At 34.9% G+C, this 21,590-nt stretch carries 25 protein-coding genes and 1 pseudogene; 21 read left to right on the top strand and 5 right to left on the bottom strand.

All coding sequences use genetic code 11. The features are described from left to right. Positions 1–4 precede the first annotated feature (4 nt). The 3 genes from KHA97_RS05015 to KHA97_RS05005 are packed head-to-tail and all read left to right on the top strand — an operon-like array spanning position 5 to position 1,985. Entirely contained in the window at positions 5–691 is a 687-nt protein-coding gene (locus KHA97_RS05015; protein ID WP_213123612.1) for an anthrax toxin lethal factor-related metalloendopeptidase, read from the top strand. 17 nt (positions 692–708) lie between these two features. Then, on the top strand, positions 709–1,503 hold the full coding sequence (locus KHA97_RS05010; protein ID WP_213123611.1) for a thymidylate synthase: 795 nt from the start codon (positions 709–711) through the stop codon (positions 1,501–1,503). Beyond that, the gene (locus KHA97_RS05005) at positions 1,500–1,985 is read left to right on the top strand and encodes a dihydrofolate reductase (RefSeq protein WP_213123610.1); all 486 of its coding nucleotides are present in this window, start codon (positions 1,500–1,502) and stop codon (positions 1,983–1,985) included. Before KHA97_RS05010 ends, KHA97_RS05005 begins: the two co-directional genes overlap by 4 nt. 345 nt (positions 1,986–2,330) lie before the next feature. Here the strand turns inward: KHA97_RS05005 and trhA are convergent, their stop codons facing one another. Continuing rightward, complete coding sequence (gene trhA / locus KHA97_RS05000) at positions 2,331–2,993, bottom strand: PAQR family membrane homeostasis protein TrhA (protein ID WP_213123609.1); 663 nt, start codon at positions 2,991–2,993, stop codon at positions 2,331–2,333. 141 nt (positions 2,994–3,134) lie between these two features. Here trhA and KHA97_RS04995 point away from each other — a divergent pair, with 141 nt between their 5' ends. The 13 genes and pseudogenes from KHA97_RS04995 (at position 3,135) to KHA97_RS23875 (ending at position 12,613) form a co-directional block, all read left to right on the top strand. Next, a complete protein-coding gene (locus KHA97_RS04995; protein ID WP_213123608.1) occupies positions 3,135–3,977 on the top strand; it encodes a DegV family protein in 843 nt (280 codons plus the stop codon). Between the two features lie 122 nt (positions 3,978–4,099). Further along, positions 4,100–4,894: an SGNH/GDSL hydrolase family protein gene (locus KHA97_RS04990; protein ID WP_213123607.1), complete on the top strand. Its 795-nt coding sequence runs from the start codon at positions 4,100–4,102 to the stop codon at positions 4,892–4,894. Between the two features lie 26 nt (positions 4,895–4,920). Further along, a complete protein-coding gene (locus tag KHA97_RS04985; RefSeq protein ID WP_233713303.1) occupies positions 4,921–5,505 on the top strand; it encodes a YpmS family protein in 585 nt (194 codons plus the stop codon). A gap of 414 nt (positions 5,506–5,919) precedes the next feature. Continuing rightward, positions 5,920–6,405, top strand: coding sequence for a peptide-methionine (S)-S-oxide reductase MsrA (gene msrA, locus KHA97_RS04980; protein WP_213124314.1), 486 nt, complete (start codon positions 5,920–5,922; stop codon positions 6,403–6,405). A 32-nt stretch (positions 6,406–6,437) separates the two neighbouring features. Beyond that, complete coding sequence (msrB, locus tag KHA97_RS04975) at positions 6,438–6,827, top strand: peptide-methionine (R)-S-oxide reductase MsrB (protein WP_213124313.1); 390 nt, start codon at positions 6,438–6,440, stop codon at positions 6,825–6,827. A gap of 141 nt (positions 6,828–6,968) precedes the next feature. Beyond that, positions 6,969–7,151, top strand: coding sequence for a YjcZ family sporulation protein (locus KHA97_RS04970; RefSeq protein WP_213123606.1), 183 nt, complete (start codon positions 6,969–6,971; stop codon positions 7,149–7,151). 156 nt (positions 7,152–7,307) lie between these two features. Continuing rightward, a complete protein-coding gene (locus KHA97_RS04965; protein ID WP_213123605.1) occupies positions 7,308–7,532 on the top strand; it encodes a YozE family protein in 225 nt (74 codons plus the stop codon). 35 nt (positions 7,533–7,567) lie between these two features. Beyond that, a complete protein-coding gene (locus KHA97_RS04960; protein WP_213123604.1) occupies positions 7,568–7,735 on the top strand; it encodes a YozD family protein in 168 nt (55 codons plus the stop codon). Between the two features lie 193 nt (positions 7,736–7,928). After that, the gene (gene deoD / locus KHA97_RS04955; RefSeq protein WP_213123603.1) at positions 7,929–8,636 is read left to right on the top strand and encodes a purine-nucleoside phosphorylase; all 708 of its coding nucleotides are present in this window, start codon (positions 7,929–7,931) and stop codon (positions 8,634–8,636) included. Positions 8,637–8,672: 36 nt separating this feature from the next. Then, positions 8,673–9,494 (top strand): M15 family metallopeptidase, encoded by an 822-nt coding sequence (locus KHA97_RS04950; protein WP_213123602.1) that lies wholly within the window; start codon positions 8,673–8,675, stop codon positions 9,492–9,494. A 181-nt stretch (positions 9,495–9,675) separates the two neighbouring features. Then, the gene (locus KHA97_RS04945) at positions 9,676–11,136 is read left to right on the top strand and encodes a lmo1851 family serine protease (RefSeq protein WP_213123601.1); all 1,461 of its coding nucleotides are present in this window, start codon (positions 9,676–9,678) and stop codon (positions 11,134–11,136) included. A 23-nt stretch (positions 11,137–11,159) separates the two neighbouring features. Beyond that, positions 11,160–11,504 (top strand): annotated as a pseudogene (locus KHA97_RS24390) (helix-turn-helix domain-containing protein); the annotation flags it as partial. Between the two features lie 101 nt (positions 11,505–11,605). After that, on the top strand, positions 11,606–12,613 hold the full coding sequence (locus KHA97_RS23875; protein ID WP_325167429.1) for an IS3 family transposase: 1,008 nt from the start codon (positions 11,606–11,608) through the stop codon (positions 12,611–12,613). A gap of 374 nt (positions 12,614–12,987) precedes the next feature. Here the strand turns inward: KHA97_RS23875 and KHA97_RS04935 are convergent, their stop codons facing one another. Further along, positions 12,988–13,230 carry a DNA alkylation repair protein gene (locus KHA97_RS04935; protein ID WP_213123599.1) on the bottom strand — a complete coding sequence of 81 codons (243 nt, stop codon included), beginning with the start codon at positions 13,228–13,230 and terminating at the stop codon, positions 12,988–12,990. Between the two features lie 375 nt (positions 13,231–13,605). Here KHA97_RS04935 and KHA97_RS04930 point away from each other — a divergent pair, with 375 nt between their 5' ends. Continuing rightward, positions 13,606–14,355, top strand: coding sequence for a CAP domain-containing protein (locus KHA97_RS04930; RefSeq protein WP_213123598.1), 750 nt, complete (start codon positions 13,606–13,608; stop codon positions 14,353–14,355). Positions 14,356–14,390: 35 nt separating this feature from the next. Here the strand turns inward: KHA97_RS04930 and KHA97_RS04925 are convergent, their stop codons facing one another. Then, positions 14,391–15,758, bottom strand: coding sequence for an MATE family efflux transporter (locus tag KHA97_RS04925; RefSeq protein ID WP_213123597.1), 1,368 nt, complete (start codon positions 15,756–15,758; stop codon positions 14,391–14,393). A 75-nt stretch (positions 15,759–15,833) separates the two neighbouring features. Then, on the bottom strand, positions 15,834–16,397 hold the full coding sequence (locus KHA97_RS04920) for a GNAT family N-acetyltransferase (RefSeq protein ID WP_213123596.1): 564 nt from the start codon (positions 16,395–16,397) through the stop codon (positions 15,834–15,836). Between the two features lie 353 nt (positions 16,398–16,750). Here KHA97_RS04920 and KHA97_RS04915 point away from each other — a divergent pair, with 353 nt between their 5' ends. After that, positions 16,751–17,071, top strand: a complete 321-nt coding sequence (locus tag KHA97_RS04915) for a DUF4870 domain-containing protein (RefSeq protein ID WP_213123595.1) — start codon at positions 16,751–16,753, stop codon at positions 17,069–17,071. A 72-nt stretch (positions 17,072–17,143) separates the two neighbouring features. Beyond that, on the top strand, positions 17,144–17,857 hold the full coding sequence (locus KHA97_RS04910) for a hypothetical protein (protein ID WP_213123594.1): 714 nt from the start codon (positions 17,144–17,146) through the stop codon (positions 17,855–17,857). Here the strand turns inward: KHA97_RS04910 and KHA97_RS04905 are convergent, their stop codons facing one another. Beyond that, positions 17,858–19,696, bottom strand: coding sequence for a DNA ligase D (locus KHA97_RS04905; protein ID WP_213123593.1), 1,839 nt, complete (start codon positions 19,694–19,696; stop codon positions 17,858–17,860). A gap of 104 nt (positions 19,697–19,800) precedes the next feature. Here KHA97_RS04905 and ku point away from each other — a divergent pair, with 104 nt between their 5' ends. Both ku and KHA97_RS04895 read left to right on the top strand, forming a co-directional pair. After that, complete coding sequence (ku, locus tag KHA97_RS04900) at positions 19,801–20,625, top strand: non-homologous end joining protein Ku (RefSeq protein ID WP_213123592.1); 825 nt, start codon at positions 19,801–19,803, stop codon at positions 20,623–20,625. 551 nt (positions 20,626–21,176) lie between these two features. Continuing rightward, positions 21,177–21,377, top strand: a complete 201-nt coding sequence (locus KHA97_RS04895; protein WP_144919921.1) for a cold-shock protein — start codon at positions 21,177–21,179, stop codon at positions 21,375–21,377. Positions 21,378–21,590 lie beyond the last annotated feature (213 nt).

Raw genomic sequence — 21,590 nt, 5'->3', positions numbered from 1 at the left:
AAGAATGCGCAAATGGTTAATTGTTACGCCTTTTTTATTTATCATTATTTTTGCAATTACTACCACTTCTAAAGCAACATACGAAGGTATTCCTTTGAGTGAGAACGATTTATATGCTGGATTGACTTTAAAATCAGGAATCTATTTAAAGGATATTATTGTGTTGCCGGAAGTTTCATATAATCATGATGAAGCAACTGAAATGATAAAAAGACTTGACCAACTGCCTCCATCCATTTTGGCGAAGGTTGATGAGAATAGGGTTAAGATTATTCTTTTTAACGGAAAGTTGACAGATAATCCTAGTGCTGCATATTTAAAAGGAAAAATTCCTCGGGGTTATCCTGAAAACGTTACTTGGGATGATGTTCCTGGAATTGGAGGATCGAAGCTTGTCTTAGTGAAAATAGGCTACAGTAATAAAGGAAAAGGACATGGTTCGGTTTTACTCGAATACCATGAATTAGCACATACACTTTATCATTTAGTTTATAATGATAAAAAGAGTGAATTTAAAAACATTTGGGCGAATGAAGCAAAATTATTATTCCCGAATAATTCATATTTCCTAAATTATGACGAGGAATATTTTGCCGAAGGATTTGCATATTATTTTTCTTCTGAAGATACTAGAAATATAATGAAGAAATATGCTCCCAAAACATTTAATTTTTTCGCTGGATTACAATGATATAAGGAAGTGTCTAAATGGAACAATATTTAAATTTATGTAAAACTGTATTAGAAAACGGTACAAAAAAAGAAGATCGAACAGGTACGGGAACAATCAGTACCTTTGGTTATCAAATGAGATTTGACTTACAGAAAGGTTTTCCGTTGGTTACCACAAAAAAACTACACACGAAATCTATTATACATGAACTATTATGGTTTTTAGCAGGCGATACAAATATAAAGTATTTGCAAGAAAACGGCGTAAGAATTTGGAATGAGTGGGCGGATGAAAATGGGGATTTAGGCCCTGTTTACGGAAAACAGTGGAGGTCATGGACAACTCCTGATGGGGGAACGATTGATCAAATTAAGGATGTGCTTCATCAAATTAAACACAATCCAGATTCACGCAGAATGATTGTAAATGCATGGAATGTAGGCGAAATTGATAAAATGGCACTTCCTCCATGTCATTGTCTTTTCCAATTTTATGTAGCAAACGGAAAATTATCATGCCAACTGTACCAGAGATCTGCTGATATCTTTTTAGGCGTACCTTTTAATATCGCTTCATATGCATTGTTAACGATGATGATCGCTCAAGTTACGGATCTTGAACTAGGTGAATTTGTCCATACACTTGGTGATGCTCATATTTACTCGAATCATATTGAGCAAATTGAACTTCAGTTGCAAAGGGAACCTCGTCCTTTACCAACAATGAAGTTAAATCCAGAAGTAAAGGATTTATTTGCTTTTAAGTTTGATGATTTTATTCTCGAAGGATATGATCCACACCCAGCTATTAAAGGAGTAGTGAGTGTATGATTTCTTTTTTATGGGCTGAGGATGAGAATGGATTAATTGGAAAAAATAATGATTTACCTTGGCGTCTTCCTGCGGATTTAAAATATTTTAAAGAAACAACGATGGGTCACGCTATCATTATGGGAAGAAAAACATATGAATCAATAGGAAGACCTCTTCCCGGCAGAACAAATATAATCCTTACTCGTGATGAAAATTATCAAGCAGAAGGATGTTTAGTTTTTCATTCTAAAAATGAGCTTCTTCAATGGATTGAAAGAAATAAATCAAATGCTTTCGTTACTGGAGGGGCAGAGATTTTTCGACTATTTATGGAAGAAGCGGATCGTTTATATATCACGAAAATATTTCACATTTTCGAGGGTGATACATACTTTCCAGCATTAGACTGGAATAAATGGGTTCTTAAATCAAGTCAAAAAGGACCGAAAGACGAGAAAAATCCGTATGATTATGAATTTAGGGTATACGAAAGAATGTAAAAAGCGAATCCATTCGTGGATTCGCTTTTCTCTGTTCAATTCCTTGGCCTATCGACTAGTAAACCTCTTGTACTTTTCCTTAGTATAAGACAAAAGCACAAATGAACGTCTACTAAACCTGTAACGCGTCGGTGAACGAGGCGCTTACGCTTTTCTATGTCCAGCTTTAGCGCCTAGCCCCTCGAGGTCAAATAACCTGATATGCTAAAAAGTCAAAGACCAGACTTTTTGCATATCAGAACATTTGCTTGTCGGAGGTCCGCAGGATGCGGATCAGGAAGGCGTTGCAACAAGACGTTGCGGTTTTAGCCATCCTTCCACTACAAGGCGCTTACGTTATTCTATCTATACATAAAATAATATACAGAAGTACATAAATGCACTTCCTGCAATGACGAATAAGTGCCAAATTGCATGTGAATAGGGAAGGTTACGCCAAATGTAAAAAATTGCACCAACCGAATAAAGAATGCCTCCAGTCAGTAATAAGGCAAACCCCGCTCCGCTTAAGCTCAAATAAAGAGGCTTGATCGCGATAATAACGAGCCATCCCATGGCCAAATAAAAGATAGTAGAAATGATTCGGAATTTATTAATCAGAAAACATTTTAATGTGATTCCAGCTACTGCAAGTCCCCATACGATACCAAAAAGTGTCCATCCAAGTGCACCGTTTAGAGAGATAAGTACCAGTGGAGTATATGTTCCCGCAATCAAAAGATAAATTGCTGAATGGTCTAAGATTGCAAAAACATTCTTAACTTTAGATGGTTTGAAGCTATGAAGCATCGTTGAAAACAAATAAAGAAGGAGCATCGTCACACCAAAAATAGTAAAGCTGACTACTTGAAGCGCACCTCCATTATTAGCTGCTGAGACAATGAGAACAACTAGAGCAGGAATGCTTAATAAAAAGCCTATTCCGTGTGTTATGGCATTTGCCAATTCTTCTTTCCAATTATATGTTTCTCCATCCGTGTAATAGGTTGTCTGCAAATCATTCACCATCCTTATTTTATAGAGCTTTTTTTAATCATAGAACGTTGAGTTCATAATAGCAATGTTTTTCCTTCAAAGCTATATTATATCCTATCCAACAATACGATTAACCTGTATAATAGACAATGAATATCTCTAGGATGTGACGAATTGAGCAAAATTAAAATTGTAACAGATTCAACATGTGACTTATCACAAGAAGAAGCACAAAAGTTAAATATACATGTAATCCCCTTATCAATTACAATTCAAGGTGAAACGTATTTAGATAGAGTCGATATTACTCCGACAACATTTATGAATAAAATGAAAGCTGCGGATGAGTTGCCAAAAAGTTCTCAACCGGCAGTTGGAGAGTTTCTTAAACTATATGATGAATTAGGGGCGGATGGAAGTGAAATTCTATCTATCCATTTATCTGGTAAATTGAGCGGTACGATAGAATCTGCAAGAAGTGCTGCAAACATGACGACTACCAAAGTCACGATTATCGATTCATCCTTCATTACCAAGGCACTAGCTTTTCAAGTTAGAGAAGCTGCAAAAATGGCAGAAGAAGGTAAGCTGATGGAAGACATATTAGCGGAAATTGAGAAAATCCGTTTAGGTACAAAATTATATGTCATCGTTGATACTCTTGAAAATTTAGTGAAAGGCGGAAGAATTGGAAAAGGCAGGGCTATGATCGGTTCCCTTCTAAATATCAAACCTATTGCTCTTTTAGAAGATGGGGAATATTCTCCCGTAGCAAAAGTAAGAAGTAAAACCCAAGCAGTAAAATACGTTATTAAGCATTTTATGGAAGATATTAATGGAAAAACACTAAAAAGCTTAAGTATATGTCATGCTGATGGCCTGGAACTTGCTCATTTATGTAAAGAAAAAGTTGCAGAGCTAACGGGGATTATCGATATTGAAATTACAGATACAACCCCAGTAATCAGTACTCATACTGGTCCAGGAGCTATTGGATTTATGTATTATACCGAATAATGAATATTTTTAAAAAGTGATCTAATTTCGATCACTTTTTTCTTTTTATTAATCTATCTGTTACCTACCCTCTTACTTAAGATGTTATAATAATATGACTTTACATTCGAGGGTGAGCATAAATGATAAAGAAGTATATTACTTTTTTTATTGTAAGTATTTTAATTTTATCTGGTTGTTCTGCTCCTTATTCTAAACAAGGTATTCACATAATAAATCGAGAAGAAAAACAAATGCCTCCAGCAGATTTTATGCCATTAAAAGTTAATATTGTGTCTATTGGCGATTCACTTACACAAGGTGTAGGTGATATAGAAGAAAAGGGAGGATATGTTCCATATTTAAAAAGTAAATTAGAAAGCAATCGCAGTATTAAAGAAGCGAATTTTAATAATTTTGGAGTAAAAGGTAACCGTACTGATCAATTATTGAATCGTCTTAAGCAGGAAAAAATAAAAAATTCTATAAAAGATGCTAATATTGTTATCATTACGATTGGCGGAAACGATGTAATGGAAGTATTTAAAAAAAACCTAATGGGTCTTCATGTAAAGATGTTTCTTGATGCTGAAAAAGGGTATAGTGAAAGATTAACAGAAATAATTGATACCATTATATCCTATAACAATGATGCTGAGATTTATCTTGTTGGTATATATAATCCTTTCATAAGATGGTTTTCTGATTTAAAAGAAATGGACGACATTGTAAATAGTTGGAATCAATCAAGTACTACTGTAATTGGTAAATATAATCAAACGACCTTTGTTCCTGTTGCTGATATCTTTCAAAACCAAGAGGAAAACCTTCTTTATACCGACTATTTTCATCCTAACAACGAAGGGTATAATTTAATGGCTGCTCGCATATATGATTATTTGGGCAAAACAGGAATACTAAAAAATATGTTGAATTAATAAAAGATTACTGGGGAAGAGATAGAATGTTGAAAAAAAATATCTGGAAGCTTTTGTTTTTGATCTTATTATCCATAAATATACTTGTTCTTCTTGCCTTAAGTACGATGCTTTTTATTGCGGCTGATCAAGAGCCAATTCCAAAAACGAATATATCAACTGACAATATGTCGAAATTTTTAATTCGAACTGAAAAACAGGATCTTAACCAGCTCATTAATCATTATATTGAAAAGGAAGGGTTGGATGGTCCCATTCATTATCGAGTCTTATTAACAGATGAGGTTGAATTATATGGAGAAGTTGAAGTTTTTTCCCAAAGCATGTATTTAAAAATGACTTTTGAGCCTGAGGCATTGGATAATGGTGATCTTATCCTTAAACAAAAATCTTTATCACTTGGTGATGTGAAGCTACCAGTTACGTATATCCTCAAATTTATTCGCGACTCGTATAAATTACCGGATTGGGTCATTATCCAGCCAAATGAAAAGCAAATATATGTATCGCTTCAACATATGAAATTGAAAAGTGGCATCAGAGTAAAGGTTGAGGAGTTTAATTTAGTGGATGATCAAATTGCCATGAAAATGTTTGTTCCTGTTCAATAGTAAAAGTGTAAGCGCCTTGTAAATGGAAGGAAGGCTAAAACCGCACCTCCTGTTGCAGGCTCAGGCATCGACACGTCCTGTCGCATCGCCTTCCTGACCCGCATCCTGCGGGCCTCCGACAAGCAAATGCTCTGATATGCAAAAAGTCTGTTCTTTGACTTTTATCATATAAGGTTATTTGATCTCGAGGGGGATGAGCCTGCAATTAGACTTAACAAACAAAATTGTGTTGGCTTGCAAAAGAGAATTGCGAGTAGAAGGCTGCTTGAGCTTAACACTAATGGCCATTGCTTAAAAAATAATGATAATAAAAAAGTATGCTATCTTTACTTTTAAAATAGAAGGGAGGATGTTTTTTTGGAGAACTTAACAAGCAGCGAATTAGCAACTTTTGCTGGTGGATGTTTTTGGTGCATGGTGAAGCCTTTTGATGAACTGCCGGGAATTGAAAAAGTTATTTCGGGATATACCGGCGGAAATACAGAGCAGCCTACGTATGAGGAAGTTTGTTCAGGTTTAACAGGACATACAGAAGCAGTGCAAATTACATTTGATCCAAAAATCTTTCCTTACAAACGTTTGCTGGATTTATTTTGGATGCAAATTGACCCAACAGACTCTGGAGGCCAATTTTATGATCGTGGCGACTCCTATCGAACAGCGATCTTTTATCATTCTGACGAACAAAAACAACTTGCAGAACAGTCAAAAAATGACTTAGAAAAAAGTGGGAGATTCTCTCATCCAATCGTGGTTCCTATTGAACCTGCTCGCACCTTTTATCCTGCTGAAGAATATCATCAACACTTTTATCGGAAAAATCCCGAGCGGTATGAAGCTTATCAGTTAGGATCAGGCAGGAAACATTTTATTAATAAGCATTGGGGGGATATAAAGTGAATAAAGATCAACTTAAGAAAAAACTTACACCCATGCAATTTCATGTAACACAGAATAATGGAACTGAGCCTCCATTCGATAATGAATATTGGAATAATGAAGCAGAAGGAATATATGTTGATATTGTTTCTGGAAAACCACTCTTTAGTTCCAGGGATCAATATGATGCTGGTTGTGGATGGCCAAGCTTTACAAAGCCGATAGATGAAAATGAAATAGTAGAAGAAGAAGATTTAAGTCATGATATGATTCGTACTGAAGTTAGAAGTAAAGAAGCTGATTCGCATTTAGGGCATGTTTTTCCAGATGGACCAGGACCATCGCATTTAAGATATTGTATTAATTCCGCTGCACTTCGCTTTATCCCTTTAGAGGATTTGAAAAAAGAAGGATATGAGCAGTATGAGAAATTATTTTTATAAAAATTAAACAATAAAATTGTATTAAAATTGCATCCATTTTAAGTGGGTGCTTTTATTATATATAGGCAAACGCACAAACAGCCCATATCTTACATACATAATATAGGAGCGAAGATATTAAAGAATTGAGGAGTGAATGTTATGTATTACGGAGGTTACGGAGGCTACGGTAGTTACGGTTATGACGGCTGTTGCCCTACCTATCCAATATATGCTGGATGTGGTTATGGAGGGGGATTTGTAGGTGGAAATGGTTTTGCGCTAATCGTCGTATTGTTTATTCTTTTGATTATCATTGGCGCTTGCTGGGCATTTCCAAATTAATAAATATGCCCCCTTTTTTTAATGGGGGCTAAAATATTTAGAATGAAAGGTGGCTTTAAGCATACATTTATAAAAAGAAACGAATAAATTCATTTACGAATAAAGAACAATCCGCTATATTGTTAGAAGGATAACTGAAGGGCGGATTAATGATTTATGAATAAATCTTTTTATCATTTTCTTATGAAATACAGGCAGCCAAATTTAAAAGATGATATTAGCAAATTTGCGAACGATGCATATAAAGATCACAGCTTCCCCAAACATTCGGAGGATTACCATGAAATAACCAGCTATTTGGAGTTAAATGGAGACTATTTACCAACATTGTCTCTTTTTGATCATGTTTGGGAATTATATATAGAAGCTGAGAAAAAATAAATCTAGATAGAGAATTCAGAAAGGGAGAGAAGGGTATGCGTGAAACTGAAGTGTTTATTGATTCAGAGGAAATCGCTGAATTTTTCTATCATGAACTTATTAAAAGAGGCTATACTCCATCGGTACAGGAGTCTGAAGAATTAGCTGATATCACTTTTGATTATTTAATATCTAAATGTATTATTGAAGAGTGGGATGAATAATCGCTACGAATAAACTTTAAACGCCAAATTATATTGGCGTATTTTTATTGTCCAAATTTCTACATTTCACGATTTTTTTTCAACAAAATTTGCAACGTAGGATTGAAAGAATTAGAATGGTATAGAGAAAAGCGAAGCATCCATCTAATCGTTGGATGTTTGAATTGGTCAAAAGATTTAGGAGGGATTATTCATGAGTATTCATATTGCAGCGAAACAAGGAGATATTGCTGAAACGGTTTTATTGCCAGGTGATCCATTACGTGCAAAATACATAGCTGAAACATTTCTTGAAAATGCCGTCTGCTACAATGAAGTTAGAAATATGTTTGGTTTTACTGGTACTTATAAGGGTAAAAGAATATCAGTACAAGGTACAGGAATGGGAGTTCCTTCTATATCAATTTATATTAATGAATTAATGCAAAGTTATGGTGTTCAAAATTTAATTAGGGTTGGAACTTGCGGAGCTATTCAAAAGGACGTAAAAGTTCGTGATGTTATACTTGCTATGACTTCATCCACTGACTCACAAATGAATCGCTTAACTTTTAATGGTATTGATTATGCTCCAACAGCTTCTTTCGAATTACTGAAAAATGCTTATGATGGAGCTGTAGAGAAAGGACTGCATGTCAAAGTAGGCAACGTATTTACTGCTGACATGTTTTACAATGACAATGCGGAACATGAGAAATGGGCACAATATGGTATACTTGCATTGGAAATGGAAACATCCGCTCTTTACACACTTGCTGCAAAATACGGAAGAAAAGCGTTATCTGTATTAACGGTCAGCGATCATATAATTACAGGGGAAGTTACTTCTGCCGAAGAAAGACAGACAACATTTAATGATATGATTGAAGTAGCACTAGAAGCAGCTATTAAAGATTCGTAATCCAAACTATTGAAGAAACAAGAAATGTGGGTAACTATGAAAAAAATTATCATTACATTCATTGCAGCTATCCTTCTTTCAGCCTGTTCAGTCAAGATTCCTTTTATTAACGAAAAGCCAGAGGAAAAAGCGGAGAAAAATCCGCAACTTGCTGAGCAGAATGAACAAACAAAGGAAAATTATGGAAGTAATATATCTGAAGAACGATCACCGTTTGAACTTGAAGCTGCCTACTTCAATGATATTAAAGAAGTGAACGGAGTGAAAGAGATTGTCAATGCCGATAATATTTTGGCATTAGTCAATAAAGAATTCGCATTGCCTGGCACATATATACCAGAAGATCTAGTCAGACCTGATGTACCATTTTCATTTGGCGACCAAGACATTGAAAAAAGCTATTTACGAAAAGATGCCGCTAAAGCGCTTGAGAATATGTTTTCTATTGCCAAACAAGAAGGCATTGATCTTTTTGCTGTCTCTGGATATCGTTCTTACAAGAGACAGGAAGCTATTTTCAACAATGAAATTGGAAAAGTAGGAAAGGATAAAGCGCTGGAAGCAGTTGCTAATCCAGGAAATAGTGAACATCAAACTGGACTAGCTATGGATATATCCAGCGAAAGTGTACAGTATTTATTAACCGAAGAATACGGAGAAACAAAAGAAGGGAAATGGCTGAAAGAAAATGCTCACCGTTTTGGCTTCATCCTTCGCTACCCAAAAGAAAAAGAAGATATAACTGGTTATCAATATGAACCATGGCATTTTCGCTATGTTGGTGAGAAAAATGCCCAAATCATTTTTAAAAACAATTGGACACTTGAAGAGTTTTTCGAGGAAGTCCACAAAATATAATAATTTAAAAGCCAAGCTTCTCGAAGAATGTATTGTGGCATAGAGAAAGCTTGGCTTTTTTAGGAATCCTACTATTTCTATAATAAAGTAAAAATAGCTGATAAAATATAGAAATTGCAGTACAATTTACAAAAGAGAGATTGTCTTAGTCTCGGTTGCTGAAATGAAAGTGGTGAATAAAATGGAAGAAGAAAAAAAGATAGAGGATCATTCTGAGGAAAATAGCTATATTCGTATAAAGAAATTCAAATTTATTATGCTCATTTTCCTATTAGTCTTTTCTACTGCCGGCATAACATTGGCAGCACTTTCATTCGGAGATGAAAAAGCTGCTACTGTTGCAATACAAGAAAGGAAGGAATTTAGCAAATTATATGAAGCCTTCGATATGCTGGACGAAAAGTATTTTGAAAAAGTAGATCATAAGAAATTAATCGATGGAGCGATTTCCGGAATGGTAAAAGCTCTTGATGATCCTTATTCCGATTATATGACAAAGGAAGAAAATGAAAAGTTTCAAGAAAGTATAGCCGCATCTTTTCAAGGTATAGGTGCGGAAATTCAAGAGCAAAATGGAGACATCGTAGTAGTTTCGCCAATAAAAGGGTCGCCAGCAGAAAAAGCAGGGATTAAACCGAACGATAAGATCATCACTGTTGACGATAAAAATATCCAAGGAATGACTGCGAATGAAGCTGTTTTACTAATCAGAGGAGAAAAAGGTACTAATGTAACATTAGGGATCCAACGTCCAGAAAATCCCGAAATGATAAAAATGACAATCACTAGAGATGATATTCCTATCAATACGGTTTATGCGGAAATGTTGGATAATGGTGTAGCTAAAATTCAAATTACGACCTTTTCCAAGCATACGTACGACGATTTAGCTGTAGCCTTAAAGGAAATGCAAAGCAAAGGAATGAAATCTCTCATTGTTGATTTGAGAAGAAATCCTGGGGGGCTACTAGATCAAGCAATTGAGATTGCAAATCTTTTCGTTCCTGAAGGGAAAAATATTGTTCAAGTCGAATACCGAGATGGAACGGTTGAAAAAACTGTTGCACAATCTGGAAAGAAAATTGACGTTCCTACTGTCGTGTTGATCGATAAAGGAAGTGCAAGCGCATCAGAAATTCTTGCAGGCGCTGTAAGTGAAACATCCAATATTCCTTTAATTGGAGAGAAATCGTTTGGAAAAGGAACTGTTCAAACGGCCAATGATTTTAATGATGGTTCAAATGTAAAGTATACGATGGCAAAATGGTTAACACCTAACGGCAACTGGATCCATAAAAAAGGAATTGAACCTAATTATAAAGTCTCTTTACCTGAATATGCGAATGTATCTTATATCGATCCTGATAAAAAATTACATGAATCGTCAGCTTCTAATGATGTTAAATCTGCAGAAGAAATGCTGAATGCTTTAGGTTACAAGCCAGGTAAAATTGATGGTTTCTATGATTCTGAAACAGAGAAAGCCGTCAAAGAATTTCAAAATGCAGAAAAGCTCAAAAAAGATGGGATTTTAACCGGAGAAACAACTATAAAATTAATGAATAAGCTAAGCGAGCATATTCAAAAGAATGATCCGCAAGTGAAGAAAGCAATCGAAGTGTTAACTAAATCTAAAAAATAATTAAGTAAGGACTCCAATTTCTGATGTGCACCCCAAAAGTTAGACAAACAATTCTAACTCTTGGGGTGTTTTTTGTGGTCAAATATGATGAAGGATTTAAGCAAAATGTAGTTGACGCTTATTTAGCAGGTGAAGGTGGATATGCTTCCTTGGCTATTAGATTTGGAATTCAAAGTAAAACCAATATAAGAAAATGGGTCAGTGCGTTCCAACAATTTGGCAAACAGGGTTTGGCTTCTAAAAAAGCAATTACGAATTATCCTGTTCAATTTAAATTAGATGTCTTAAACTATAAGGTAAAAACAGGAGATTCCCTTGAAGAAGTTGCTAGAAAATTTGGCATTACTGAACCACCTATGATTCTTAATTGGTTGAGGAAATGGCAAAATGAAGGTATTGAAGGACTCTCTAAATCAAAGGGGCGTCCATCATTGTCCAACGAATCAAAGAGGAATAAAAATGAGAAGAAATTGACGAAAGAACAACAACTTTTAAAAGAAATAGAGTTACTACGTGCGGAGAATGCCTATTTAAAAAAGCTCCGTGCTTCAGGGGTAAATATTCCGAGCCGACTGCTAAAACAGAATCCAGGGTCATTCACGAACTCAGAAAACAATTCAAATTAGCTGTTATCCTTGAAGCCACAGGTTTTCCAAAAGCAACCTATATGTATTGGCAAAAACGATTTAATGAATCCAATCCAGATGAAGAGATTGAAAAGATCATCCAAGATATTGTAGACAAACATAATGGAAATTACGGATATCGTCGAATTGATATGGAATTGCGTAAGAGAGGTTATATCGTAAATCACAAAAAAATCCTACGGATTACCAATAAACTTGGTATTACTTGTACATCATTCACACGTAAATCTCGTAAATACAGCACTTATAAAGGAACTATAGGCAAGATTTCGAAAAACCTTGTAAACCGTAGATTCCATACAAGTATTCCACATCAAAAATTAACGACTGATACATCTGAATTCAAATACTATACGACCGATTCTGATGGGAAGATAATCATTAAGAAGGCTTATTTAGATCCATTTTTAGATATGTTTAATAGTGAAATTCTATCCTTTCGGTTCTCAGAACGGCCAAACGCTCAAGCAATTATGGATGCTTTAGACGAAGCAATTGAAATAACAAAAGATTGCCCCTATCGAACGACTATACACTCTGATCAAGGCTGGGGTTATCAAATGAAAAGATATGTAAGGAAACTAAAAGATAACGGTATATTTCAAAGCATGTCCCGAAAGGGAGACTGTCTGGATAATTCACCAATGGAAAATTTCTTCGGGATAATGAAACAGGAAATGTATTACGGTAGAGTTTATAAGTCATTTGAAGAGCTTAAACAAGCAGTATCTGATTATATTTTTTACTATAACAATGAACGGATAAAAGCAAAATTGACTGGCATGAGCCCGGTGGAATACCGTCTTCATACCAGTCAACTAGCTGCATAAATATTTTGGTCTAACTTTTAGGGTTCAGCACATTCTGGAGTCCTTTTTCTGTACAGCTCCACCGATTTCCTCCGAGATGTTTTTATCTCTTCAGAACGCTAAAGAGGAACTCGTCTAAGCCATGCCACGTCTTGTTGCTAATTTTTAAGAGTGAAGTTCCAGTCTAGCTCCAGCGCATAGCGACTAGCAAACTTTCGGTTTCTTCCTACAATAAGTCAACAGCGGCTCGCCTTTAAGGCTCGCCGTGTTTCCTTTATCTCGTCAGATCCCTAAAGAGGAACGTCGACTAAAACCGCCACGTCCTTATGTCTTCGTCGACAGACCCACATCCTGTGGGCCTGTACGTCGCTTAACAGGCGCTTGTGCTTTTGTTCTTACCTTTCTCCAAATTTGATAAATGTTCTTTCGTCTTCAATTAGACCACAAGAACCGCATTGGACTCTTTTTTCTGGGCCGTTATAAATAGTATGGAAAGGCCCTGCATCTGCTGCATTTTCATATGTTTCAATGGTTTCTCCAGTTTGTGGATCCAATCTTACTGGATAAGCATTTTGTTCAATAATATTGAAGCGGGAACGATTAGTTTTACAATTAGGACAGCAATATCGAGTACTCAAAGTAAGTCCTCCTATTGTAATTTTATATATAGGTTAACCAAAACCGTACAGATTATTTAAATAGTATAGAAAATCTTGAAACACATTTGTAACATTAGTAATAAAAGAAGGGTTTTAAAAAGTTGTCAATACGCTCTTTCTTGTAGTTTATGGTAAATAATATGGAAGATTGGTAAAAACGCTAATGAAAGCCATGATCAAGATGGAGAAGAAAGGGTGCTAGAATATTAGATTAGCAGAAAAAAATAATTGAAAACAATCCACACAATCACCAAAAATAGCTCTCTGGTAATTCCTCCCTTAAATATTTCATAAAAACGTATGTTAATATAATCATGCAAAACGAAACGAGAGATTAAAGGGAGGAAAAAAAGAATGAAAAAACTAGTCATGTCAACTGTTGCAGCGGCAGCATTAATCGCAGCGCCATTTACAACAGGAAAAGCAGATGCAGCAGGTTTTCAACCTGTAAATACAAAAGTAGTTTACTATCAAATTAATTCATCAAATTACCAAGATTTCTCCAAATTATTGGAGCAATATAATATAGATTTGAATCAATTCTTCAACTTTCAGCCTGCACCACCAAGTAACACTCAAAAACAACCTGTAAAACAACCGGCTCCAGCTCAACAAGCTCAAAAGCCAGTTCAGCAACAAAAACCTGTACAACAACCAGCACAAAAACCTGTACAAAAGCCTGCTCAAAAGCCTGCACAAAAGCCAGCAACTCAAACGAATTCTCAATTGAGTGCTTTTGAACAGCAAGTTGTTGATTTGACAAACCAAGAAAGAGCTAAGAATGGTCTTGCTCCACTTAAAGTAGATATTGAGCTAAGTAAAGTGGCACGAGAAAAATCAAGAGATATGTCTGCCAATCACTATTTCGACCATACAAGCCCAACTTATGGATCACCTTTTGATATGATGAAGAAATTTGGCATCACTTATCGTTCAGCTGGTGAAAACATTGCAATGGGACAACAAACTCCTCAAGAAGTTGTTAAAGCTTGGATGAATAGTGAAGGCCACCGTGCAAATATTCTTAATAGCAGCTTCACGCATATCGGTGTAGGATATGTTGCTAACGGTAACTATTGGACACAACAATTCATTGGAAAATAATATTAAAAAAGCGAACTCGTAGCCTAGCTTATAGGTTACGCAAGTTCGCTTTTTTGTATTCTCATTTGTTTTTTCTGAACATAAATTAAACGAAATGAAAGTGTTATGGCGCCAGTTGCCAATCCAGCAATTAAGCCGAGCCAGTATCCAAAAGGACCTAATTCCGTGTGTGTAGCCAATAAATATCCCAACGGCAATCCGATAACCCAAAAAGATATTAATGCCATAATAAACGTTACATTAACATCTTTATATCCTCGAAGTGCCCCTTGAATTGGTGCAAGGATTGCATCGGATAATTGAAAAAACACTCCAAACAAGAGAAATTTTGAAGTTAGGATGACAACATCATAATTATTGCTATACAAATAGGCAACATCACTTCTAAATATAAAAAGGAGTGTACCAGTTATCAAAGCAATGGTAATTCCTCCACCTATACCAAGATAACTGTAATGCCTTGCATCTTTAAATCTTTTGGCTCCTGATTCAAAACCTACCAAGATGGTTAATGCCATGGAGATGCTTAGCGGAATCATATAAATAAACGATGAAAAATTGAGTGCAGCTTGATGAGCGGCTATCACTTTCGTGCCGAAACCACTCATAAATAGCGTGACTGCTGAAAATATACTCGTTTCAATAAATATGGATAATCCGATTGGTACTCCTAATGAAAAAATTTCTTTCCATTTACTAAAAGAGATCTTAGGAAAACGATGGAATATTTTATAATCGATAAATGGCTTTTTTCTATGAATGATCCATATAGCGATAAAAGTAATGATCCAATACGTAGCAGCTGAAGCAATACCTGCTCCAATTCCGCCCATTTTTGGAAATCCAAGCTTTCCGAAAATTAAAATATAGTTTAGTGTTACATTGATAGGAAGGGAAGATAAAGTAACAATCATGGTGACTCTCGTTTTCCCCAAGGCATCAATAAAAGAACGTAAAACATTGTAAACAAATAGAGGAACGATTCCAAAGCTAATCGAAATTAAATAATTTTTTGCAACCTTATGCACAGTATTTTCCAAGTTCATACTATTTAACAATGGATTTAAAGTAAAAAACCCAATAATGATTATAAGTAAAGCCATTGCAATACCTGCATAAACCCCTTGTAATACAGAAAATGGTACTTTGTCTTTTTTATTAGCACCGACTAAATGAGCCACAATAGGTGTGATAGATAATAAAATCCCACTTAATCCGGTATTTATAGGTACCCAGTAGGAAGACCCAACAGCCACTCCAGCCAAATGATCGGCAGAATACTTCCCGGTCATCATAATATCAAAGAAACTCATCGAAAACATTGCTAATTGAGTAATCAAAATCGGAATAAAGATGATCCATAATTGCTGAATTTTTTCTTTTATTTTAAATGTTTGCTTCATATCTTGGCCTCACTGCTGACATTAATAAAGTAAATTATAGCATATAAAAAACAGCCGATTATAATAAACCGACTGTTATGCTTCAAGTGGCTGTAGTTCTGCTTGTTCAGAAGACTGCCTCATAAAATTCATCGTAAATAAGTCTTTTGGTATCTCATATAAATCATAAATATACTCAACTGTATTTAGTTGTTGAAAAATCAACGAACGCGAATCATTTGCCTTAACTGTATAAGGAAGTTTTTCTGCTGCTTTCCTTGAACGTACATTTTTTTGACGTATTCTCATAAAAACCGTCAATATATCTTTTTCATAAAATAGTTCTTGGAAAAAAGCTTCCTTCGCTAGGTTATTATATCCTTTACCGTGGTATGGCTTTCCTATCCATGTACCTAAGAATCCTGCTTGATCTTTTATATCATATAAACTTATCGTCCCAATTGGATTCTCCCATTCATCAAGAATAGTTCTTGAAATAATTTCTCCGCGTTCCTCAGCTTCAATTGTTTGTTTTGTCATAAACATAAACTCTTCAAAAGAGTGGGCTTTTTGGCGTACGAAAGGGAAGACATCCGGGTGCGTCATCAGTTCAAATAATACATAACATTCATGCCCATTCAATTCTCGTTTTTTGAGCATTTGAACCCCTCCATTAGGGCAGTCCCGTATTCCTCGTTCCTACCCTCGAAATTTTTTAAACTTGCATAAAAAATTTCGGGGTGGGAATCGAACCCACTAGGACCTTCCGTGTTTCGGATAGGTGGCGCACCATTTGCCTTCCCTCAATTATGAGCTGTATTTTATTTTTGATTTTCTAATGACATCATACAAAAAAAAACACTATTTGAAAATAGTAAATTTCATCTAATTAGTGACGATTTTCTATGTAATTTGACAGCATTCTTTAAAATTAAAAAATTAAAAACTATGAAACTTTTTTTCAATCAAAGCGTATATGTTATGAAAACAATAAAGAATAGGGAGAGAAAAGTATGGGAGACAAAAACGAAAGAATATTTGCTACAGCTATCTATATAACAAGCTTTTTTTCAACATTTATTGGCCCGCTGCTTATTTGGCTATTAAAGAAGGATGAATCATCTCTTGTCGATTTTCATGGAAGGGAATACTTGAACTTTTTAATATCATACACGATTTATTTAATCGTAGCAGGAATACTCTGCATAGTATTGATTGGTTTTCTTTTATTGCCTATCATTGGGCTGCTTATGACCATTTTTACGATTATCGGTGCTATTAAAGCTTTCGATGGGCAAGCGTATAAAATTCCTTTCACGATTCATTTTTTATAAAACATGTATGACGGGCATATCCTTGTCCTCTCCAACATATAATGTTTTCACATGGAGAGCAGGGGGAGCCACATGAATATTAAAGATTATTATACAGGCATGTCCCGTTTATATAGTCACCAAACTATATTGTGCACGATTGTGTTTATCATCGTGATATTACCGAGCATCAAAATTACACAATTTTTCCCTGCCATAGGTGCGGGGATTTTTGTGTTGTTTTTAATGATCTATTTTTTCTTTAAATATATATATTTTTCGTTTAAAAGCAATGCTTTACCTAGTCCACGTATATTAAATCAGCAAAGCGCCACACTTTTTATGATAATGCCATCGCCAGTTTCAACTTATAATTGGAAGTTATATACCGGAAATGGATTATGCCGATATTCTGCGATGGAGGTAAAAGGTAGAGAAAAGAAAATAAACAAACACCAGGGTAGAATATTTAGGATTATGGATCATGAAAAAAATCTACTTTGGAATGTTCATATTAATAATCAAGGAATAAAAGTATATTCGAATGATCAACGTTTAGTTTTTGATGCAATGAAAATAGATAAAAAAGAATTTTGGGCAAATAATGGGAGAGACCGTTATCTAATTCATAAAATGGCTTATCGGTGTGTAATTAAAAAAAATGGAAGAAAGATTATGACGGTATCTCAAGGAATTATGCCGTTGAGTCTGCAAAAGCTATTTTCTTCCTCTACACCAATGGTCGTATTGGATTCGAATATTAAAGATTACGAACGGTCCGTTTGCTTAGCGATTTTTTTACAATGATTATAAGAGTCTTCCTTCATTAATCATTTGTAACGCTTTATCAAAAGGCTGATCATCTTTGCAAGTAAAAAAAGCTGAAAAAGGATCACCCCATTTATTTATCCTTTCGATCACATTTTTGATCGTAAAATCAGCAGGATTAAGTCTATCATTAATTTCCTGCCAAAAGATAGGAGCAGCCACAAGTCCATTTGAGTGGTTTCGAACAGAATATGGGGCTACAATTGTTTTTCCTTCCGCATGCTGAATATAATCAAAATAAAGCTTGCCGCCCCGATTCTTTTTTAATCTTTCTATCGTAAAAGAATCGGGAGCGTAGGTGATCATGAACTGTGCGACGAATTCAGTGAAAACACGAGTTTCTTCCCAAGTATATTTGTTATTAGGAAGTGGTATATACACTTGCATTCCTTTATTTCCTGATAACTTAACAAATGAAGTCAATGAAAAAGAATCAAGAATTTTTTTCAAAATTAAAGAGGCTTTGATTGCTAAGTGAAAATCCTCACGAGATGGAGGATCTAAATCAAAGACAATCTCACTTACAAATGGACTATCCATCGTTTGAAACGGGATATGATATTCGATTGCCAGTTGATTACCTAGCCATATAAGTGTCCTCAAATTATTACAAACAATCATCTCGTTTGATTCATGGAAATATGAATCGATAAAATCAGGCGTGGTATCAGGTTTATTTTTTTGATAAAACGATTCGCCAAATTCTCCATGCGGTGCACGAATTAACGTGAGTGGACGATTTTTTAAAAAAGGCAGCATCATGGAGGAGCATTTTCTTAAATAACGCAGGAAATCTAATTTTGTGACGGAACCATTTTGCCATAAAATTTTATCTGGATGGGTAATTGAAATTTCTGGTGGAAATGTTGCATCTGCAATTAAAAATTGTTCGTATGTACAAGCATCCGGATGTAGATCAAAACGGATTTTATTAAAAAAAGGTTCCCTCAGCTGTTGTTCGCCATTCCATTCGATATAATGTAAGTCGATACAAATGCTAGGGTGTATATAAAGGATTTCTCCATTTTTTTGAGCGTTTTCTATGATGGCTTTTCGGAGTGCAGTTTTAGTTTCTATATCCATTCCGTTAATAAAGTTACCCAAAGAAAAAATCTCTTGATCTTTATATACTCCTGCATAAAAAAATCCGTTATTTTGATCGTATGCTGTTAGAAAACAACTCACCGTTTTCCAATTTTTTATTTTTATCCATGAAGTTGTTCTTTTACCAGTTTCCCATGAACTATTGGTCTTTTTAGCGACGATTCCTTCACTCATGAAATTTTTCATCGTTTCAGAAATAGAAAAAAAGTCTGAAGTGGAAGGTAAATATTGAACAATTGATTCTTCACCAATATTTGGATGGAGTGAAAAACCAAGTTTCTCGCATAAAGATAAAAGCAATTCTTTTCTTTTTATATAGTTGATTTTTTCAGTTGAAGAACCTTTTTGGGATAATAAATCAAAAACCAAAAATTTACATGGCCTTATCCGAGAAGACTCTTCTATTTTTTGCTTCGTTTTCATTCTTCCCCTTATCTGCAGCTGCCCAAAATTAGCTTTATATTCATTTTCCAATATAGTAATTTCTCCATCTAATATAAGGGGCAGGAATTTAGAAGCCTCTTTTTGCTTACTATGTAAGAATTCCTCCAATTCCGGAAATTGAGGCATTAAATCTTTCCCATTTCTACTCCATAAAAAACTTCTATCTTTTGTCCACTCTAGAATGCCACGAAAACCATCATATTTAATTTCATATAGCCATTCTCCTTGCTGAGGAGGTTCAAAGCCCAAAGTAGGAAGCATTGGTTTCATAAGAAATCACACCTCGTAAAAGTTATATAATTACACCTGTATTTTATGCGAATGTATTTTTTTCATTAGTAAAAACTATAGTAAATGTAAATAGAGGTGAGATTATGCATACGATGTGGAAAGGGAGCATTAGTTTCGGTCTTGTAAATATTCCAATAAAGCTTCATGCTGCTATAGAAGATAAAGATGTAAAATTTCGTTCACTTCATCAAAAATGTCACACACCAATAAAATATGAAAAAATGTGCCCTGCATGTGAACAAGAATTAGACACGAAGGAAATTGTAAGAGGGTATGAAGTTTCAAAAGGAAAATTTGTGATCGTGGAAGATGATGAACTGCAAGAACTTAGCAGTGCAAGTGGGGAAAAGGCAGTTGAAATGATTGATTTTATTAAATTGAACGAAATCGATCCTATTTATTTCAATAAAAGCTATTATATGTCTCCTGATGGTGGAGGAGTGAAAGCCTACGGACTACTTCGAAAAGCTTTGATATTATCAGAAAAAGCCGGTATTGCTAAAATTATGATTCGGTCAAAAGAACAATTGGCAGTAATAAGAGTTTATAATGATACATTAGTAATGGAGACGATTCATTATCCAGATGAAGTTCGAAAAGCGACGGATGTACCAAATGTTCCAGCAGATGATCAAGTTTCTAAAAAAGAGATTGATACCGCAATTTTACTAATAGATCAATTAACGACTACTTTTCAACCTGAGAAATATGAAGATGAGTATAGAAATAAAGTGTTGCAATTAATAGATGCTAAGCGTAATGGTAAAGAACTTGTAACTGCAAAAGAAAGAGAGCCTGCAGCACCAATGACAGATTTAATGGCAGCTTTACAAGCATCAATCGATAGAACAAAGCCAACTGCCAAGCAACCTGCAAAACGAAAAAGAGCATCAAAAAAAGAAGCGTGATCTAGTTAAAATATAATTGTCTATATTTGAATATGTTTAAAACAAAATTAAATGGGTAAAATATTTAAAGTTAATTTATGTTTTTAGAATCATTATCAGTTGAAAATGTCGACTAAAGCCTTGGGCCATAAGACTTTTTGACGAAAAAAGGCGAAAAAAGATTTTGCCCATTTTCTTGCTTTTTACATATATCTCATGTATGATTAGTTTGAACTTAATAGTAAATATATCTAGTAAAAGATATGGAATCCTTTTTCTTCAATGGTTAAGAATGCTACCATTGTTTGTTGATACAAATCTCACTGGCACGGTCTAGGAGCCGTAAGGACGGGAGAGAGGAAGGGCTTTCGTTGTTTTGAATTACCAAAAGATCATTATGTTTTATCCTGTATTACCCTTGTTATTTAATATCAATGAATATGTATGGAGTTAAATTCGCATGTTATAATGAATATCTACTCCTAATTGTGGGTATTGCTTATAATATGTGAATTTTTATTTACACCGTAAATATGAGTAACATATTAAAAAATTTTTGGAGGTTTTTACGCATGGCAACAGGTACAGTAAAATGGTTTAACAGTGAAAAAGGATTCGGCTTCATCGAAGTTGAAGGCGGAAACGACGTATTCGTTCACTTCAGCGCTATTCAAGGAGAAGGGTACAAAACTCTTGACGAAGGTCAACAAGTTGAATTTGAAATCGTTGAAGGACAACGTGGACCACAAGCAGAAAACGTTGTTAAACTATAATTAAGTTCACAAATAAAAAACTGCCTCTCGGGGCAGTTTTTTTCTTTAGTAGGGAAAGTATAAGTTTTTTTATAAGTCTCTTATTGAACATAGGCTTGTACTGCCCAGCTCCAGCGCCTATCGACTAGCAAATTTCCTGTCCATCTCCCTACGATAAGTCAACATCGATTCGCCTTGTAGACTCATCGTGTTTCCTTTATCTCAGTCGATGGC

Source organism: Lederbergia citri (assembly GCF_018343625.1).
GTDB classification, from domain to species: Bacteria; Bacillota; Bacilli; order Bacillales; family Bacillaceae_C; genus Lederbergia; species Lederbergia citri.
Note: the sequence above shows the minus strand (reverse complement) of the source record. Positions and strands in the feature narration are given on the sequence as shown.

Coding starts and splice junctions, on each gene's coding strand:
- KHA97_RS05015 (WP_213123612.1), top strand. CDS start 5: ATGCGCAAATGGTTAATTGTTACGCCTTTTTTATTTATCATTATTTTT.
- KHA97_RS05010 (WP_213123611.1), top strand. CDS start 709: ATGGAACAATATTTAAATTTATGTAAAACTGTATTAGAAAACGGTACA.
- KHA97_RS05005 (WP_213123610.1), top strand. CDS start 1,500: ATGATTTCTTTTTTATGGGCTGAGGATGAGAATGGATTAATTGGAAAA.
- trhA (WP_213123609.1), bottom strand. CDS start 2,993: ATGGTGAATGATTTGCAGACAACCTATTACACGGATGGAGAAACATAT.
- KHA97_RS04990 (WP_213123607.1), top strand. CDS start 4,100: ATGATAAAGAAGTATATTACTTTTTTTATTGTAAGTATTTTAATTTTA.
- KHA97_RS04985 (WP_233713303.1), top strand. CDS start 4,921: ATGTTGAAAAAAAATATCTGGAAGCTTTTGTTTTTGATCTTATTATCC.
- msrA (WP_213124314.1), top strand. CDS start 5,920: ATGGTGAAGCCTTTTGATGAACTGCCGGGAATTGAAAAAGTTATTTCG.
- msrB (WP_213124313.1), top strand. CDS start 6,438: ATGCAATTTCATGTAACACAGAATAATGGAACTGAGCCTCCATTCGAT.
- KHA97_RS04970 (WP_213123606.1), top strand. CDS start 6,969: ATGTATTACGGAGGTTACGGAGGCTACGGTAGTTACGGTTATGACGGC.
- KHA97_RS04965 (WP_213123605.1), top strand. CDS start 7,308: ATGAATAAATCTTTTTATCATTTTCTTATGAAATACAGGCAGCCAAAT.
- KHA97_RS04960 (WP_213123604.1), top strand. CDS start 7,568: ATGCGTGAAACTGAAGTGTTTATTGATTCAGAGGAAATCGCTGAATTT.
- deoD (WP_213123603.1), top strand. CDS start 7,929: ATGAGTATTCATATTGCAGCGAAACAAGGAGATATTGCTGAAACGGTT.
- KHA97_RS04950 (WP_213123602.1), top strand. CDS start 8,673: ATGAAAAAAATTATCATTACATTCATTGCAGCTATCCTTCTTTCAGCC.
- KHA97_RS04945 (WP_213123601.1), top strand. CDS start 9,676: ATGGAAGAAGAAAAAAAGATAGAGGATCATTCTGAGGAAAATAGCTAT.
- KHA97_RS04930 (WP_213123598.1), top strand. CDS start 13,606: ATGAAAAAACTAGTCATGTCAACTGTTGCAGCGGCAGCATTAATCGCA.
- KHA97_RS04925 (WP_213123597.1), bottom strand. CDS start 15,758: ATGAAGCAAACATTTAAAATAAAAGAAAAAATTCAGCAATTATGGATC.
- KHA97_RS04920 (WP_213123596.1), bottom strand. CDS start 16,397: ATGCTCAAAAAACGAGAATTGAATGGGCATGAATGTTATGTATTATTT.
- KHA97_RS04915 (WP_213123595.1), top strand. CDS start 16,751: ATGGGAGACAAAAACGAAAGAATATTTGCTACAGCTATCTATATAACA.
- KHA97_RS04910 (WP_213123594.1), top strand. CDS start 17,144: ATGAATATTAAAGATTATTATACAGGCATGTCCCGTTTATATAGTCAC.
- KHA97_RS04905 (WP_213123593.1), bottom strand. CDS start 19,696: ATGAAACCAATGCTTCCTACTTTGGGCTTTGAACCTCCTCAGCAAGGA.
- ku (WP_213123592.1), top strand. CDS start 19,801: ATGCATACGATGTGGAAAGGGAGCATTAGTTTCGGTCTTGTAAATATT.
- KHA97_RS04895 (WP_144919921.1), top strand. CDS start 21,177: ATGGCAACAGGTACAGTAAAATGGTTTAACAGTGAAAAAGGATTCGGC.